The organism is Taklimakanibacter albus (genome assembly GCF_016595235.1).
Taxonomy (GTDB): Bacteria; Pseudomonadota; Alphaproteobacteria; order Rhizobiales; family Aestuariivirgaceae; genus Taklimakanibacter; species Taklimakanibacter albus.
The window spans coordinates 234901-252477 of record NZ_JAENHL010000004.1 but is presented as its reverse complement, the minus strand read 5'-3'; the positions used below and the strand labels follow the sequence as shown (position 1 = coordinate 252477).

General features: G+C 63.9%; 15 protein-coding genes. 8 read left to right on the top strand and 7 right to left on the bottom strand.

From position 1 onward, the window contains the following. The first annotated feature begins 27 nt into the window (after positions 1-27). Positions 28-1266, top strand: coding sequence for a nicotinate phosphoribosyltransferase (locus JHL16_RS02550; protein ID WP_200183332.1), 1239 nt, complete (start codon positions 28-30; stop codon positions 1264-1266). Positions 1267-1431: 165 nt separating this feature from the next. Next, positions 1432-1875, top strand: coding sequence for a L,D-transpeptidase (locus JHL16_RS02545; protein WP_200183690.1), 444 nt, complete (start codon positions 1432-1434; stop codon positions 1873-1875). Position 1876: 1 nt separating this feature from the next. Here JHL16_RS02545 and JHL16_RS02540 read toward each other — a convergent pair whose 3' ends face one another. Beyond that, positions 1877-3094: an ROK family protein gene (locus JHL16_RS02540; RefSeq protein ID WP_200183331.1), complete on the bottom strand. Its 1218-nt coding sequence runs from the start codon at positions 3092-3094 to the stop codon at positions 1877-1879. Positions 3095-3217: 123 nt separating this feature from the next. Between JHL16_RS02540 and JHL16_RS02535 the strand changes: the two genes are divergently transcribed. Genes JHL16_RS02535 through JHL16_RS02525 form a run of 3 tightly spaced genes read left to right on the top strand, consistent with a single transcriptional unit; the run spans position 3218 to position 6881 of the window. Continuing rightward, positions 3218-3868 (top strand): SGNH/GDSL hydrolase family protein, encoded by a 651-nt coding sequence (locus JHL16_RS02535; RefSeq protein WP_348647155.1) that lies wholly within the window; start codon positions 3218-3220, stop codon positions 3866-3868. Between the two features lie 33 nt (positions 3869-3901). Further along, positions 3902-5041 carry a sugar ABC transporter substrate-binding protein gene (locus tag JHL16_RS02530; RefSeq protein WP_200183329.1) on the top strand — a complete coding sequence of 380 codons (1140 nt, stop codon included), beginning with the start codon at positions 3902-3904 and terminating at the stop codon, positions 5039-5041. Between the two features lie 4 nt (positions 5042-5045). After that, positions 5046-6881, top strand: a complete 1836-nt coding sequence (locus tag JHL16_RS02525; protein ID WP_200183328.1) for an ATP-binding cassette domain-containing protein — start codon at positions 5046-5048, stop codon at positions 6879-6881. Between the two features lies 1 nt (position 6882). Here the strand turns inward: JHL16_RS02525 and JHL16_RS02520 are convergent, their stop codons facing one another. From JHL16_RS02520 to purB, 4 genes are all read right to left on the bottom strand, one after another. Further along, positions 6883-7518 carry a hypothetical protein gene (locus tag JHL16_RS02520; RefSeq protein ID WP_246770742.1) on the bottom strand — a complete coding sequence of 212 codons (636 nt, stop codon included), beginning with the start codon at positions 7516-7518 and terminating at the stop codon, positions 6883-6885. Positions 7519-7529: 11 nt separating this feature from the next. Beyond that, a complete protein-coding gene (locus tag JHL16_RS02515; protein WP_200183327.1) occupies positions 7530-9782 on the bottom strand; it encodes a xanthine dehydrogenase family protein molybdopterin-binding subunit in 2253 nt (750 codons plus the stop codon). A gap of 9 nt (positions 9783-9791) precedes the next feature. Then, the gene (locus JHL16_RS02510; RefSeq protein WP_200183326.1) at positions 9792-10244 is read right to left on the bottom strand and encodes a (2Fe-2S)-binding protein; all 453 of its coding nucleotides are present in this window, start codon (positions 10242-10244) and stop codon (positions 9792-9794) included. A gap of 245 nt (positions 10245-10489) precedes the next feature. Then, positions 10490-11797, bottom strand: a complete 1308-nt coding sequence (gene purB / locus JHL16_RS02505; RefSeq protein WP_200183325.1) for an adenylosuccinate lyase — start codon at positions 11795-11797, stop codon at positions 10490-10492. 134 nt (positions 11798-11931) lie between these two features. Here purB and JHL16_RS02500 point away from each other — a divergent pair, with 134 nt between their 5' ends. The 3 genes from JHL16_RS02500 to JHL16_RS02490 are packed head-to-tail and all read left to right on the top strand — an operon-like array spanning position 11932 to position 15382. Continuing rightward, positions 11932-12465, top strand: a complete 534-nt coding sequence (locus tag JHL16_RS02500) for an RNA polymerase sigma factor (RefSeq protein WP_200183324.1) — start codon at positions 11932-11934, stop codon at positions 12463-12465. Continuing rightward, complete coding sequence (locus JHL16_RS02495) at positions 12462-14522, top strand: vWA domain-containing protein (protein ID WP_200183323.1); 2061 nt, start codon at positions 12462-12464, stop codon at positions 14520-14522. The genes JHL16_RS02500 and JHL16_RS02495 overlap by 4 nt, the downstream gene beginning before the upstream one ends. 56 nt (positions 14523-14578) lie before the next feature. After that, complete coding sequence (locus JHL16_RS02490; protein WP_200183322.1) at positions 14579-15382, top strand: MBL fold metallo-hydrolase; 804 nt, start codon at positions 14579-14581, stop codon at positions 15380-15382. Here the strand turns inward: JHL16_RS02490 and JHL16_RS02485 are convergent. Next, the gene (locus tag JHL16_RS02485) at positions 15379-16056 is read right to left on the bottom strand and encodes a glutathione S-transferase family protein (protein WP_200183321.1); all 678 of its coding nucleotides are present in this window, start codon (positions 16054-16056) and stop codon (positions 15379-15381) included. The genes JHL16_RS02490 and JHL16_RS02485 overlap by 4 nt on opposite strands. 45 nt (positions 16057-16101) lie before the next feature. Further along, the gene (locus tag JHL16_RS02480; protein WP_200183320.1) at positions 16102-17577 is read right to left on the bottom strand and encodes an arylsulfatase B; all 1476 of its coding nucleotides are present in this window, start codon (positions 17575-17577) and stop codon (positions 16102-16104) included.

The following is a 17577-nucleotide window of genomic DNA, read 5'->3' as shown; positions in this document are numbered from 1 at the left end:
ACTCCGCCGCTGGCAGAGAGGCAACTCATGGATCAGCGAACTCCCCTGACGGCCCAGCGCGACGCGGTTCTCGACCGCATCGTCGACATCTGCCTGAGCGCCGGTCCCACCGACGTGCAGACCGACAAATATTTCACCAACACGTCGCGCATCGTGAAGGCGCATGGCGATTCGGAGGTCACTTTCGCGGTGTTCATGCGCCGGCGCGTGGTGGCGGCCCTCGAGCCGACCATCCGGCTCATCAACCGGCTGGCGCCCGGCACCAAGGTGAAGCGCTTCTTCAACGAAGGCGATCTGGTGCCGTCGGAAAAGAAGATGATGGAGATCACCGGCTCGATGGCGAAGCTGTCGGAGATCGAGACGCTGCTGCTGCAGAAGACCGGCATTCCCTGCGTGTCGGCCAACAACGCCTATGAGATGTGCCGCGCCATCCCGACCGCCGGCTTCATGGATATGCATGCGCGCCATGCGAGCGGCGCCGAGATGAACATCCTTGCCGCCTATGGCGCGGCGACCGGCAGCGAAGCCGCCAAGCGCGCCGATCCCAAGGTGAAGGGCTTCATCGGCTCGTCGCAGGATCTGACCGCGCCTCTGTTCGGCGCCGATGCCGGCATGGGGACGATGCCGCATGCGCTCGTCGGTTATGCGGGCGGCGATGTGCTGGAAGCGATGAAGCTCTTCCAGGCGACGATCCCCGACGCCACGACGCTTGTCGCGCTCGTCGATTACACGGGCGAGGAGATCACCGACTCCCTGCGCTGCGCCAAGTGGTTCTACGAGGAAGCGAAGCTCGACAAGCTGGGCAAGACCTTCGGCGTCCGGCTCGACACGCATGGCGGACGGTTCGCCGAAGGGCTCGACTATGAGAAGTCGGTCGAGCGCGTCGGCCAGTGGCTCGGCGTGTCGGGCGAATACAACATCGTCGAGCAGGTTCTGGGCGGGCGCGCCTTCCAGCTCGATCCCGGCAATATACTGGTCGACAAGGTGCGCCGCATCCTGTTCGGCAAAGGCGTGTCGGTCGCCGCCATCATCCATGCGCGCCTGGCGCTCGACGAAGCGGGCTATCGCGATGCCCAGATCGTCGGCTCGTCCGGCTTCGATCCCCAGAAATGCCAGGTCATGGGCGCGGCCAAGGCACCGCTCGATATCGTCGGTACAGGGAGCTTCCTGCCGGCGACCTTGTCAGAGACCTATGCGACGGCCGACATCATCGCCTATGACGGGGTAAGACGGGTCAAGGTCGGGCGCGAATTCCTGTTCGATTGATCCGCCCACGATCTTTTTAAACATATTTCGGCAATTTCAATGCGTTCCAGCCTGAAACAGGCTAGGAATAATCACGCCGAAGTGAAGGATGGGCCCATTGCCGGGCCGAAGTGCTTCATGCTTTCCTAATCCCGGCTGAGTGTGTTTTAGGGGTTGAACATGCGTATGCGTAACGGTTTTCTCCGGTCGGCCGCCTCGATTGCCGCCGCCGGGCTGCTGGGCCTCCTGGTGATGACCTCCAGCGCCGAGGCCAAGGTCTCTGTACGGATCGATATCTCAAGCCAGACGATGTCTGTTTCCGTCAATGGCTGGCCCTATGCCACCTGGCGGGTCTCGACGGCGCGTTCGGGCTACTGGACGCCGCGCGGCTCATACCGGCCGTTCCTGCTCAAGCGCATGCATTACTCGCGCAAATACGACAATTCGCCGATGCCGCATTCGATCTTCTTCAAGGGCGGCTACGCCATTCACGGCACGGGTTATGTGCGCGCGCTGGGCCGTCCGGCGTCGCATGGCTGCATCCGCCTGGCGCCCGGCAATGCGGCGCGGCTCTACAGCCTCGTCCAGCAATATGGCAAGGGCGGCACGCGGATCACGATCACCAACTAAGCTAGTCCTTAAAGAGAACGTCCCGGTCGTTGGAATACTTCACCAGCAACGGGATGCTGGCGCCGCCGATGGCGGGGCCCAGATGTCCGAAGACGCCTTCCAGCACCGAAAACGGCTGTGGCCGTTGGGCGAGACCGCGGGCGAGCTTGCGCCGGATCGCCTTGGCGATCTCCTTGCGCACCTCCTTCGGCATGGCGCCGTCGATGACGACATTGTCGATATCGAGCAAAGCGACGGCGTTGAGCACGGCGTGAGCGAGGCCGTCGGACGCGGCTTCGATCCAGTCCTGCAAGGGGGAGCCGAGATCGCCCCAATCATCGGGCGAGGACCAGATGCGCCCGTCACTCGAGCCATTGAGCCGGCCGGCGAGGGCGCGCAGGGAGGCGACACGCGACAAGGGCACGGCGCTTTCATTGTCCTGGGCGGCGGCGGGGACAAGGAGGTCGCCGAGGGCGCCTGCCAGCTTGTTGCGGCCTGGATGCAGATGATGGTCGAGCACCAGCCCGCCGCCGACATTGTGGCCGATATAGGCATGGAGGAAATCGGCGGATAGAGCGCCGGCGCCGAACATCAGTTCGGCGGCGACGGCCATGGTGCCATCATTGTGGAGAAAGACCGGCCAGTCGAAGCGGCGGTCAAGCTCGGCGCGGATGTCGATCCGGCGCCAGGCCTCGAGGCGCGCCTCCGGCAGGAGGCCGTCGTCGCTGAGGCTGCCGCGATGAAAGGGCGAGGCGATGCCGAGGCCGGCGATACGTTCAGGCGCGAGGACGTGCGCCTCCCGCATGCGGGCGATGGTGTCCTGGGCGAAGTCCATCACCTGGGCGGGACCAGGCTCCGGCAGGTCGCCGCGCGCGACGGCGATCACTTCGCCGGTGAAGTTGATGAGGGCGACATCGGCGCCGCGGTGGTCGACCTTGAGGCCGAAGGCAAAGGCGGCGGCAGGATTGAGTGTATAGGGGACGGAAGGCTGGCCGAGCTTGCCGCGCAGGGGTTCCAGGCGGCGCAGCAGGCCGGTCTCGGCGGCCCGGTTCACGATGGTGGTGATGGTCTGGGGGGCGAGGCCCGTAAGCCGCGTCAGGTCGGTCTTGGCCAACTGGCCGTGGCGGCGCACCAGAGCGACGACAAGGCGCTCATTGTAGATGCGGCTCTCGGCCTGGGTGGTTCCGCCACTGCGGCCCGAGCCGATCTTCTCGACGCTGAAGAAACTGGTGCCTGTCACGGAGCGGTACTAGCAACGCCGCCTGTCGGAGGCAATGCTTAATTACTTCCAGTGGAAGAAATTAGTTGACGGCCCTGGGGGCGATGGCGTCCAATGAGCGCGTCAGGGAATGGGAGGGGCGCCGTGACGCAAGCCAAGACCGTGATGTGCTTCGGGGACTCCAATACCTATGGCGCCATCCCGACGCTGGCACGCATCGGCCGGCACCGTTTCGCCCCCGACCGGCGCTGGCCCGGGGTGATGCGCAAAGCGCTCGGCAATGGCTGGGACGTCATCGAAGAGGGCCATCCCGGACGAACCACCGTGCATGAGGACCCGATCGAAGGCCTGCACAAGAGCGGCATCAAGGCGCTGCCGGTGCTGCTCGAAACCCATATGCCGCTCGACGCCATCGTCCTGGCCTTGGGCACCAATGATCTCAAACACAGATTCTCTCTGACGCCCAATGATGTAGCCGACTCCATTGAGGTTCTGGTTCGGCTCATCCAACGCAGTGAGGCGGGCGATGGCGGGGTGGTGCCCAAGGTGCTCGTGGTGGCGCCGCCGCCGCTGCTCGAGATCGACTGGTTCGGCCAGATGTTTTTGGGCGGCGCGGAGAAATCGAAACATCTGAGCCGGCTGTTCCGCGAAGCGGCCAAGCGCGCCGGTGTGGCCTTCCTGGATGCCGGAGCCATCATCGAATCGAGCACCGTCGACGGCATTCATTTCGAAAGCGACGCACATCGCGTCCTCGGCACCGAGATCGCCAAAGCGGTCCAGGCGCTGGCGGCGTGAGTGATACGAAGAAAGCAAATGGGAGGATAGAACATGCTGAGAAGGAAAGTGTTTCCGACAATACTTGGCGCGGCGAGTGTGCTCGCGCTCGGCCTGCCGCTCGCATTGGCGCAGGAAGGCCCGCCGGGCATCACCACCCAGACGGTCTTCAAGCCCTTCGATCCGGCGGCGCCCGCTTGCAGCCCGCCGCCGGGCCTCGCCAAGGTGCTGGCCTTCGCCCAGGACAATGAGCGTGAATTCATGCAAGGCGTCGATCAGGGGCTCGCCAAGGCGGCCAAGGATCGCGGCCTCGAATATCGCCGCGCGCTGGCCAACAACGACGCCGCCAAGGGCGTCGAGCAGGTGCAGCTCTTCCTTGCCTCGAAGATCGGCGGCCTCGTCGCTGCACCCGTCGATCCGGCCTCGATGAGCCGCAGCCTGCAGGAGCTCATCTGGTCGGGCGCCTATGTCGGCACCATCGTGCCGCCGCCCGCCACCTCGCTCCTCAACGCGCCGCAATACGAAACCGGCAAAGTGCTGGCGGAAGCGGCCGCGGCCTATATCAAGGACAAGCTCGGCGGCAAGGCGAATGTCGTCATCCTCTCGCATGACAGCATGGAGTTCCTGGCGCCGCGCTTCGCCGCCATGCGCGACGTGATGAAGACCCTGCCGGATGTGAAAATCGTCGCCGACATCTCGCCGAGCCCGGTCAACAAGGAAGGCGGCTTCGCGACGATGAGCACCATCCTGCAGGCGCATCCCGATGTCGATGTTGTGCTGGGCGCCGATACGGTCGTGCTGGGCGCGCTCGCGGCACTCGAAGCCGCCGGCAAAGCGAGACCTGACCAGTTCCTGGGCGGCATCGACGGCGAGCCGGAAGCGGTGGCGGCGATCAAGAAGGGCGACGGGCCCTACAAGGCCAGCATCAGCCTCGCATCGCCGGTCTTCGCCTATGCGATGGGCCAGCATGCCGCCGACTGGATCGAAGGCAAGAGCATCCCGCAGGCGATGGACATCCTACCGGTGGCGCTCACCGCCGATTTCCTGGCGCAGTACCAGGCCGATGTCGCGGATCCCGCGTCCGTCTACAAGGATCCCAAGAAGCGCGACCTCTATCTCAAGATGTATGGCAATATCTGCTACGACACGCGCGACCAGTATGTGAACTTCCCGTGGTCGTCGGAAGCCAAGTAGCATTATGACGACGGATAATGTCGGATCGGCGTGGCCCCAGGCGCAGGAAGGATCCTTCCTGCGCCTCGGCATCAAGGCGCCCGGCGAAGCCTCTGGGCGCATCGGCCTGGCGCTGGTCGCGCTGGGGCTGGTCGTCCTTTTCTCGCTGCTCAACGCCTCATTCTTCAGTCTCGATAATTTCGTGGTCATCGGCGTCAATTCGACCTCGATCCTGATCGCGGTGCTCGGCACCTCGGCGCTGTTGATCGCCGGCTATGTCGATCTGTCGATCGGCAGCATGGTGGCGCTCATCGGCATCATCACCGCCAAGGTGGCGGTGCTGACGGGAAGTGCGGTGCTCGCTGTCGGCGTCGGCCTGGGGCTGGGCCTTTTGCTCGGGCTGCTCAACGGTTTCCTGGTACGCCGGCTCAGCATCTCGCCGCTCATCGTGACGCTGGCGATGCTGGCGCTTTATGGCGGCTTCGCCTTCGTGGTGAGCAGTACCGCCGTCTATGGCTTTCCGCCGGGCCTGCTCGAGCTTGGGCGCGGCAAGATCTTCGGCATCCAGTTCACCGTGATCATCGCGCTCTGTGTCTTCATCATCGGCGCCTTCATCCTGACCAGCACGGTGACCGGCTTGCGCATCTATGCGATCGGCGGTGATCCGCGTGCGGCGGAACTGTGCGGTATTCCGGTCGGCAAGACCGTGGTCGGTCTCTATGCCGCCAATGGACTCCTGATCGGCCTGGTCGCGGTGCTGATCGCCGGAAGGCTCGGCAGCATCACGCCGACCATCGGCGTGCGCTTCGAACTCGATGTGCTGACCGCGGCGATCCTCGGCGGCGTCGCGTTCTCGGGCGGCGCCGGACGGCCGCTCGGCATCGCCATCGGCGTCGCCACGATCGGCATCCTCAATGCCGGATTGATCTTCGTCGGCCTGCAATCCTGGTGGCAGTCGATCGCGGTGGGCTTCATGCTGCTGCTGGCGCTCACCGCCGACCAGCTGGCAATCGGCATGCGGCGCAAACGGGCGCGTGCCGCGACCGCGTCCTTCAGTGTCGCCGATCCAGGCGCCGCCCTGATGCCGGCGGCGACGGCGAGGACGCCGCATGAAGACGTTCCGGTTTTCGCGATCGCCGGGGCGCGCAAATCCTTCGGCGCCGTGACGGCCCTCGAAGAAGCGGGGTTCACCGTCAACAAGGGTGAGATCGTCTGCCTGCTCGGCGACAATGGCGCCGGCAAGTCGACGGTGGTGAAGATCATCTCGGGCGCGCTTCAGCCGGATGCCGGCACGATGACGCTGGAAGACCAGCCGGTCGCCTTCCGGAGCCCGCAGGATGCGCGCGCCGCCGGGCTGGAGACGGTCTATCAGGATCTGGCGCTGTGTCCCAATCTCAGCGTCTCCCACAACATGATCCTCGGGCGCGAAGCGACGCGACGCTGGCTCGGTTTTCTGCCGGTGCGCGACGATCGCAAGGCGGCCGAGCAATGCCGGGAGCGGCTGGCGGCCCTGGGCGTCAAGCTTCGGGACGAGGATGTCCTGGTGCGTTCACTCTCCGGTGGCCAACGCCAGTCGATCGCGATCGCCCGTTCACTTGGCGAACATGTGAAACTTATCTGTCTCGACGAGCCGACGGCGGCGCTTGGCGTCAAGCAGACCGCGCAGGTCATGAACCTGATCCGCTCGATCGCGGCGCAAGGCACCGGCGTCATTCTGGTGACGCATGATCTGGCGACGGTCCGGGCGCTGGCCGACCGCATCGTGGTGCTGAGCCTCGGGCGCGTCGCTTATGACGGCCCGGTCAAGCAGCTCAGCGCCGATCAGCTGTGGAGCCTGATGGCACGCGGGCGGCTGGAGTAAGTCATTCAGGGCAGGGCTGGCCGGCCGCGCCCCACATCGCCACGTCCTTCACGTGATCCTCGAAGGTGCCGGGCGGCGTCTCACGACCGCCGCCGGGATTCCACGCCCAGGGAATGAAGCCATTCACGTCCGCATCATGGCGCAGATGCTCGACGAGGCCCGTCGCGTCGCGGCCGCCATTGCGTTGGGGATCCTTGAGCTGCGCGCAGATTTCAGCGCCGCTCTTGCCGTACCAGACGAAATCGACCGGCGCCAATTGCCAGTCGAGCCCGACATGCGGCGGTGCATGCGCCAGCTTGTTGGGGGCCGTCGAGGTCATGTGACAGGTCGAGCAGGCGATGGTCTCGGCGCCGATCCGACTTTCGCCAGCATGGATGTTCATGCCGTGCGGCCGCGATTTCTTCTCGCCAGCGACCGTCCAGATCGGAATATTGTCGGGACCGACATGACAATTGGCGCAGCGCGGATGGGTCAAGACAGCCTCGACCCGCTTCCAGGCGGCGAGACCTTCGGTTTTGCCGATACTGCCCGTGGCGGGCATTTCGCTCGCCGGCGTGACATCCGCGGCGAGCGACATCACCACCGGAATGGCGGCGGAAGGCGCCAGGAGCAGGGCGATCAGAAGTGCTTTGCGCATGGCCCTCTCCCTCAGACGAAGTCGATGGATTTATTGAAGGGCATTTCGCGCAGCCGCCTGCCTGTCGCCGCGAAGATGGCGTTGGCGAGCGCCGGCGGCGAGATGGCAGTGGGCGGCTCGCCGATGCCATGGATATCGGCGCCGTTTTCGAGCCCGCGCACCTCGATCGGCGGGCACTGATACATGCGCATGCCTTCATGGCTCGTATAGTTCGTCTGCTGCGCCGCACCTTGCGAATAGGTCAGCTCGCAATTGATGGCATGGCCGAGCCCCCAGACGACTCCGCCCTGGACCAGATTCTCGAAATTGACCGGGTCGACCACCTTGCCGACCTCGGCGGCAATCCAGATCTTGTCGATCTTGATGCCTTTGTCGGTCGCCGATACTTCGACGACTTCGGCAATGGGCACGCCGAAGGCCTCCATGAAGGCGACGCCGCGGCCTTTGCCGTTGCCGAGCGGGCCTTTCCAGTCCGACATCTCGCCCACCGCTTCCAGCACCTTGCGGTAGACGTCGATGGTGGACATGGCGATGCGCGCCTTGAGGGGATCGAGGCCGGCGGCATGGATCAGCTCGTCGATGAAACATTCGGCGAAGAAGCCGCCGGTCGAGGCGCCGACCGAGCGCCAGGAGGAGGTGGGTGAGACGCCCTCCACCGCATAGGTCGTGGCGCGGTAGTTAGGGATCGCATAGGTCATGTTCCAGATGCCGGCCGGGATCTGCGTGTCGGGTCCCTGCGACGGCATGCCGAGCCGGCCGAATTGCGACCGGACCGCCGAGGCGCTGGCGAAATGCATGTCGGCGGCGATGATCTTGCCGTCCCTGACCACGCCGCGGTTGCGCGCCATGGCGATCTGGCGCGGAAAGTCCTGGAGGAAGTCCTCCTCGCGCGAGAATACGACTTTCACCGGTGTGCCGCGCATCTCCTTGGCGATCTCGATCACGGTGCGGACATTCTCGAATTCGAGACGATGGCCGAAGCTGCCGCCCGACCACTGATTGTGGAACACGACCTGCTCGGGCTTGAGGCCGGTCAAGGTCGCGACCATCGACTGGACGATACGCGGCATCTGATGGCCGACCCAGATCTCGGCCGCATCGTCGCGGACGATGGCGATGGCGTTGAGAGGTTCCAGCGGCTGGTGCGCGACATAGGGGGCGCGGTATTCGGCGTCGATCACAGTTGCGTCTTTCAGCGCCGCGGCGATGTCGCCCTCATTGCGCCACTCCTTGTCGACCTTGGCGGGGCTGAAGGACGCTTCGACCGCGGCCCAATGCTCGGCCTGCTCGGCTGGATAACTGCCCTTGGCCCAGGTGCATTCGACCGCATCGACCGCCTGCATCGCATACCAGCTGTTGCTGGCGATCACCGCGACGCCGTTGGTGATCTGCAGCACCTTCTTCACGCCCGGCATGGCTCCGGCCTTGCCGGCGTCAAAGGCGGTGAGGGCGCCACCCTTATAAGGATTGAGCTTCACCGATGCGAAGACCATTCCGTCGACGGTCTGATCGATGCCGAATTTCAGGGCACCCGTCGCTTTGGCCCTGATGTCGACGCGCTCCGTCGGCTTGCCGATCAGCCGCCATTGCGACGGCGCGCGCAGGGTCACATTCTGGATGGGCGGCAGCTGCGCCGCCTCGGCGGCGAGCTGGCCATAGGGAATCTTCGTGCCGTCGGGCAGGATCACCTGGCCCGATTGCGTGCGGATTTCCGCCAGTGTTACGCCGCTGCGTTTTGCGGCGGCCGCTTTCAAGGTCTCGCGCGCGACGGCGCCGGCCATGCGCAGCTTCTCATAGCTGTCGGGAATGGTGCTCGAGCCGCCGGTGATCTGCAGGCCCGACTCCTTCAGGTATTTCCGGGCTCCTTCACGCGCCGCTTCGGCCGCCGGACTGCGGTCGGTCTCGGTGAAGGGCACGAATTCATTGACGAGTCCGGTGTTCCAATAGGCAGCGCTCGGCGGGCCGAATTCGGTATCGAACTGGCCGAGATCGAGATCCATCTCCTCGGCGATCAGGATCGCCTGCGCCGACGCCACACCCTGGCCGACATCGGCATGGGGCGTGATGAGCGTGATCTTGTCGGGACTGATCTTGACCCACGGATTGAAGCTCGCCGCATTCGGACCGAGGCCGGGCAACAGTGGATTGGGAACATCCGTCACCGCATCTTGCGCAAAGGACCAGGTGCCGAAAGCGACGCCGCCGGCGAGCGCGGCGGAGCCGATCAGAAAAGCGCGGCGGGAGATATTGGTGATGTGATCCATCTCCGCCTCCTACAATTTTTCGGCTGCCGCGTGGATCGCGGCGCGGATGCGCACATAAGTCCCGCAGCGGCACAGATTGCCGGACATCGCCATGTCGATATCCTCATCCGTCGGTTTCGGAGTTTTGTCGAGGAGAGCAGCGGCCTGCATGATCTGGCCGGTCTGGCAGTAGCCGCATTGCGGCACCTGATGGTCGATCCAGGCCCTCTGAACGGCGTGCAGCGATTGGGCGCCGAGGCCTTCGATGGTGAGCACCTTGGCGCCGCCAAGCTCACCGATCCGCGCCTGGCAGGAGCGCACTGCCACGCCGTTGATGTGTACCGTGCAGGCGCCGCATTGGGCGATGCCGCAGCCATATTTCGGTCCGGTGATGCCGAATTCGTCGCGCAGGACCCAGAGCAGGGGCATATCGGGCGAGACATCCGTCTGGCGTTTCTCGCCATTTACCGTGAGTTCGATCATATCCTGGCCTCCCTAAGGGGTAACGCCTTCAGGCTACAGTTCTCCGGTTCGGCTGAAACTGTAGTCGATGACGCGGCCAGTGACTAGTGTGCTGAACGCGAAGTCCTGATATCAGGCGGCTTGCACCGACAGGAACTTCGCGTTCAAAAGCACACTAAAATCATTAAGCTTCCGGATCCGAAGTTCGCTCGGACGGTGCCGCTGGCAGGGGCGAACTTCGGATTCGGGACACTAGCGGCTATGAGCTAGGCGTCGCCGAACACCCGCTTGAAGATCGTGTCGACATGCTTGGTGTGGTAGCCGAGGTCGAAGAGCTCGGCGAGCTCGGTCGTGGAGAGCTTGGCGGTCACGTCCTTGTCGGCCTGCAGCAATGTGAGGAAATCACCGTCGCCGCGCCAGACCGGCATGGCGTTGCGCTGGACCGCGGCATAGGCCTCCTCGCGCGCCATGCCCTTCTGGGTGAGGGCGAGCATAACGCGCTGCGAATGGATGAGGCCGCCGAGACGGTCGAGATTCTTGCGCATGTTCTCAGGGTAGACGACCAGCTTGTCGATGAGGCCGGTCATGCGGCGCAAGGCGAAATCGAGATGCACGGTGGCGTCAGGGGCGATGCCGCGCTCGACGGAGGAATGCGAGATGTCGCGCTCATGCCAGAGCGCCACATTCTCGAGCGCCGGCACGGCGGCCGAGCGTACCAGGCGGGCGAGGCCGGTCAGGTTTTCCGACAGCACCGGATTGCGCTTGTGCGGCATGGCGGACGAACCCTTCTGGCCGGGCGAGAAGAACTCTTCCGCTTCCAGCACCTCGGTGCGCTGCAGATGGCGCACTTCGGTGGCGAGGCGCTCGACCGAGCTCGCGATCACCGCCAGCACCGAAAAGAACATGGCATGACGGTCGCGCGGGATGACCTGGGTCGAGACCGGCTCAGGTGTCAGGCTCATTTTCTTCGCGACATGCTCCTCGACGCGGGGGTCGATATTGGCGAAGGTGCCGACGGCGCCCGATATGGCGCAGGTGGCGACTTCCATGCGCGCGAAAGCAAGACGCTCCTTGGCGCGCATGAATTCGGCATAGGCGAAAGCGAGCTTGACGCCGAAGGTGGTGGGCTCGGCATGGATGCCGTGGCTGCGGCCGATGGTGACGGTGTTCTTGTGCTCCTTGGCGCGGCGCTCGAGGGCTGAGAGCAGATCGTCGAGATCGGCGAGCAGGATGTCGGCGGCGCGGCAGAGCTGGACGTTGAGACAGGTGTCGAGCACGTCGGAGGAGGTCATGCCCTGATGGACGAAACGTGCCTCGGGGCCGACGATCTCGGACAAATGAGTGAGGAAGGCGATGACGTCATGCTTGGTCTCGCGCTCGATCTCATCGATGCGGGCGACGTCGAAGACGGCATCCCTGGCCTTGGCCCAGATGGTCACGGCGGCTTCCTTGGGGATGATGCCAAGCTCGGCCATGGCGTCCGCCGCATGGGCCTCGATCTCGAACCAGATACGGAAGCGGGTCTGCGGCTCCCAGATGGCAGCCATTTCGGGACGGGTATAGCGCGGAATCATGAGATTTTGGCCCTGTTTGGAGGTCGGGCGGGGTCTAACAGTTATGGCGCTCGAGGGCAACGCCGCGGATCGCCGCAAAAATTTTCTCAGCGGCCCAAGCTTTTGCCATCGGCATGCGTCAAAGCTTCAGACACATGGATGCGAGCGACCCCGATCTCGTCCGGCTTGCCCGGGACGGCGACCGTGCCGCGTTCCGGCTTCTGCTGGAGCGGCATTACGATCTCCTGTTCCGGGTGGCCTATCGGTTGCTCGGCAGCCGGGCCGAGGCCGAGGATGCCGCCCAGGAGATGGCCATGGCGCTGGCGCGCAAGATCGGCAGTTTCGGCGGCCGGAGCCGGTTCTCGACCTGGCTCTATCAGCTCGCTCTCAATCACTGCCGCGACCTGATCCGGCGGCGCAAGACGGCAGGGCGGATGGAAGCGGCCTTCGTCGAGATCGACGCCCAGCGCAGTGCCGACTGGGCCGACAGCGACCGGCGGCTGCAATGGCTCTATCAGGCGATCGATCGGCTCTCGCCCGACCTCAAGGAAACGGCGCTGCTGGTGCTGGCCGAAGACATGAACCACGCCGAAGCAGGGGAGGTGCTGGGCGTCAAGGAATCCACCGTGTCCTGGCGGATGCATGAAATACGCAAGCGCCTCGCGGTGCTGGCGAGGATGGAAGAATGACCGACGATTTCGACCCTCTGAAATCTCCCTTCCGCGGCGAGGCGCCGAAACCCGATCCGGCGGCGAAAGCGGCCGGCATTGCGGCGGCGATGGCCGCCTATGATGAAATTTTTGCGAAGACCTCCCAAGGAACCCGCGCCAAGCCCCGTCTCATGACTCGGGTAAGGGGTTTCCTTTCTGGGAGCACAAAGATGCACGGTTTGAGATTGAGTTACGGCCTGATGGCCGGTGCGAGCCTCGCGGTGATCGCGTTGATCACGGTCAATAGCGGTATGCTGCGTGGGCCGCAGAATTCATTTTACGTCGAGGAGCCGCCCGCCTTGCCGACGGAAATCGACAGCAAGGTGAAGAAGGCGGAGCCGAGGCAGAGGGCGGACGCGTCGCCGGCACGCAAGGAGATCATCGAGCAGTTGCCGGCCGTTCCGAAGCCGGCGCCCCAGGCGTCGGGCGGGCTCGGCTTGGACATGTCGAAATCCGATAGCGCCGCGGACGCCATCGCACCCAAGGGCGGTAATTTCTCCGACTATGCGGAATCGGAGAGCCTGGCCGGCAGCGTCATGACCTATGCACCGACGACCGCCGCGAAGAGCGCCGATCAGCGTCAGCTCTATTACCAGGATCAGGGCCGCGACAAGTTCACCGACATTAAAACCAATCCGGTGAAAATCGCCAGGGACGAGCCGGTCTCGACCTTCTCGATCGACGTCGACACGTCCTCCTACAGCTTCGTGCGCGGCGAGCTGAACCAGAATGTGCTGCCGCAAAAGGATGCGGTGCGCGTCGAGGAGATGATCAACTATTTTCCCTATGATTATGCGGGGCCTGCCGACAGAACGGTGCCGTTCAAGGCCAATGTCTCGGTCTTCCCCAGCCCATGGAATCCCGACACCAGGCTCATGCATATCGGCATCAAGGGCTTCTCGCTCAACGGCCAGGAGAAGCCCAGATCCAACCTGGTCTTCCTCGTCGACACGTCCGGCTCGATGGACGAGCCCAACAAGCTGCCGCTGCTGGAGAATTCACTGAAGCTGCTCGTCGATACGATGGGCCCTGAGGATACTGTCTCGATCGTCACCTATGCCGGCAATGCCGGAACCGTGCTCGAGCCCACCAAGGCGAAGGACAAGGCGAAGATCATCGGTGCGCTCGACCGGCTGATGGCGGGCGGCTCGACCGCCGGCGCCGAAGGCATCCGGCAGGCCTATCAGCTCGCCGAGCAGAGCTTCGACAAGACCGGCATCAACCGCGTCATCCTCGCCACCGATGGCGACTTCAATGTCGGCATCACCGATCCTGAAGAGCTGAAGAGCTTCATCGAGCGCAAGCGCGACAGCGGCGTGACCCTATCGGTGCTGGGCTTCGGGCGCGGCAACTATAATGACGAGATGATGCAGACGCTGGCCCAGAACGGCAATGGCAACGCCGCCTATATCGACACGCTCAACGAGGCCCGCAAGGTGCTGGTCGACGAGGTGAGCTCGACATTGTTCACCATCGCCCAGGACGTCAAGATCCAGGTCGAGTTCAATCCCGACACCGTCTCGGAATACCGGCTCATCGGCTATGAGACGCGCATGCTGCAGCGCGAGGACTTCAACAACGACAAGGTCGATGCCGGCGATATCGGCTCCGGCCATACGGTGACGGCGATCTACGAAATCACGCCCCGGGATTCAAAGTCGAAGCTCAATGACGATCTGCGTTACGGCACGAGCGAGACGCCGGCGAAAGCGGGCGCGGACGAGTACGGCTTCGTCAAGATCCGCTACAAGCTGCCGGGCGAGAAAGACTCGAAGCTCATCAGCGAGCCGGTGAAGATCGACGCCGCTGCGGCGAATATCGATGCGGCGCCGCAGGAGTCGCGTTTCGCCACAGCGGTCGCCGCCTTCGGGCAGCTGCTGCGCGGCGGGCAATATACCAAGTCCTATTCCTATGACGACGTGATCGCGCTGGCGCAGGGCGCCAGGGGCAAGGACGAGTTCGGCTACCGTGCCGAATTCGTCAACCTCGTCCGTCTCGCCAAGTCCGCGCAAGGATTGGAACTGCTCAAACAGTAATGGCCTCCTATTTCCTCCTGCGCTAGACAGGTCGTCCAGCGCAGGAGGGCCCTTTCATGATTCATCATATGTGCCGGCAGTGCGGCGTCCAGTATGCGGCGAGCGCCACCCCGCCGGCATCATGCCCGATCTGCAACGACGGCCGCCAGTATGTGCGCTGGGCGGGCCAGGACTGGACGACGATGGAGGAGCTCGCCCGCGACCACAAGGTGGTGATCTCGGATGAGGATGGTGTGCTCAGCATCATCGTCGAGCCCGCCTTTGCCATCGGCCAGCGCGCGCTGCTCGCCGAGACGCCGGACGGCAATCTATTGTGGGACAGTGTGTGCCTCGTGACCGACGAGGCGGTGGCGGCGCTCACGGCGCGCGGGCCGGTCAAGGCGATGGCCATCTCGCATCCGCATTATTATTCGGTGATCGTCGAATGGAGCAGGGCGCTCGGTAATATTCCGATCTATATCCATGAGGGCGACCGGCAATGGGTCACGCGGCCGGACTCTTCCATCGTCTTCTGGAGCGGCGAGACCCGTCAGATCCTGCCCGACCTGACACTGATCCGCTGCGGCGGGCATTTCGAGGGCGGCACCGTCTGTCACTGGGCGCGCAAGGACAAGCCCAATGTGCTCTTGGCCGGCGACATCGTGCAGGTGGTGATGGACCGCAGATATGTGAGCTTCATGTATTCCTATCCCAATCTCTGGCCGCTCAATGCGCGTGCGGTGAAGCACATCGCAAAAGCGCTCGAGCCTTTCGACTACGACCAGGTCTACAGCGCTTTCCGCAACATGCGCATCCTCGAAGACGGCAAGGGTGCGGTGGCGCGCTCGGTCGATCGTTACCTGAAGGCCATCGCCGATTAGGCGATTACACCGCAAGGGTTCCTCCTCATCAGCTCCGCATAGTCGTCTGCCATCTTCTCGGTTTCAACGAGATAGCGCGATGCACCCGGACGGTTGCGGACCAGGTCATAAAGTCTCGCCACTGAACGAAGCCGCTGCCGCACCGTGTGGCGATCGAGCAGGGCGATCCAGAAGCTCAGATAGAAATCGGCGAGCGAAAAGCGATCTCCCAGGGTGTATGGGCCGCCTTTGGCCAGTCTGGCATCGACCACCTCCAGGCGACTGAGGACGAGGTCTTTCGCCATTTCCTGAATCCTCCCATTGTCTTCCGTTCGCAATGAGAAGCGATGGGGGAAGTGGAAGCGTTTCATCTCGGCCTGAATGTCGCTGGCGATGTGGAAAACCGCCGAGAGAAACCGTCCGCGCAGCGGATCGTCCGGTGCGGGCGCCAGGTTCGTGAGCTGGTGCCGGTCGGCGAGATAGACCAGCAAAGCCGCGACCTCGTGCAGTGTGTCGCCCTCGGGCGTGACGAGCACCGGCACGAGGCCAGCGGGGTTTATGGCCAGGAACTCGGCGGTCCGATGCTCGTTCTTGATGATGTCGACCTTCTTCAATTCATAGTCGAGCTTGCCTTCGTCGAGCAGCCACTGCACCAGCGCCGCGCGGGTGTAGTCACCCCCGTAGAGAATATACATGGGACCTCCCTGGCCGCATCCGGTTGCGCAAGCACCAGCGTGTCTTCAATCTCCGATATTGAACATCTGCGACGTGTCGGGCATCACCGGCGGGCTGAAGAAGGTCAGCCTGACCGCTTCCATCAGCAGGAGCGGCTGCGCCATCTCGCCGGCCAGCTCGCTGATCCGCGCCTGCAACTGCCTGACCTTCTCCGGATTAGCGCCGGCCAGGTCGGTGGTCTCGGATTTGTCCTTGGCGAGGTCGAAGAGCGCCAGCATCTGAGGCAGAGCCGCCTTCCAGATCAGTTTCCAGTCGCCCTGACGCACGGCGCCGGCCATCGGGTCGATATTGTAGACGATCTCGCTACGCGGGGACGGCGCCGCCGCGCTGAGCGTCCGCCACATATCCATGCCGTCGAGCGGTTTGTTCTTGCCGAGACTGGCGCCGGCAAGGGCTGCCAGCGTCGGATAGAAGTCGACCACATGCATCATGCCGTCGATAGCTCCCTGCTTGATCTTGCCCGGCCAGTTGACGAGAGCCGCGACCCGGGTTCCGCCTTCGAAGAGAGTCCCTTTGCCATCACGATAGGGGCCATTGTCGGCGGGCAGTCCGCCGGTCACTTTCGAATCTCCCGCGAAGAGCGATGATCTCACTCCGCCATTGTCGCTATGGAAGATGATGAGCGTGTTGTCGCGCATGCCGCGCTTCTCCAACGCCGCGACGGTACGGCCGATCTCGTCGTCCATCGCCGACACCATGGCGGCGTATTTCCGCCGGTTCTCGTCGGGGATGTGACGATAGCGGTCGAGATAGCTCTGCGGCGCCTGAAAAGGTGTGTGCGGCGCGGTGAAGGCGAGATAGAGGAACAGCGGTTTCCCGGTATCGTGCTTTTCGATTACCCGCGCCGCTTCGGCGCCGAACAGAGTATTGTCGAAGCCGTCCTCCTTCAGGGGCTTGTTGTTGCGGTACCAGTCGAGGACGCCGTGCGATGAGTGCTTAAAATGATCGATCTCACCGACGGTGGCGCCGTAGAATGAATCGAAACCGCGCTGGCGCGGCCAGAATTCCGGTTTGGCGTGGCCGAGATGCCATTTGCCGACCATCGCCGTGCTGTAGCCGGCATCCTTGAGCACCTGCGGCAACAGATATTCGTCCATGGGAAGGCTGTAGTTGGCGGCGGCAGGAATGACACCTGTCTGCAGCCCGTAGCGCAGCGGATAGCGTCCGGTCATGAGCGCGGCGCGGGTCGGCGTGCACATCGGCTGGACATAGAACTGCTCAAGGCTGGCGCCCGTCTCGGCCAGCTTGTCGATGTGCGGTGTCTTGATGTCGGAGCCGTGGAAGCCGACATCCTTCCAGCCGAGATCGTCGGCGACGATGTGGATGATATTGGGCTGCGCGGTCTTACCGATGGCGTTTGTCGCAATGGCGGAGGTTGCGAGACCTATGCCGGCGGCCGCGCCGCTCAGCAGGAATGCCCGCCGCCGCAATCCGGAGGAGGCCTTCCCTCCGGAGGTTTCGTTGCTCGAAGTGCCGTCCAT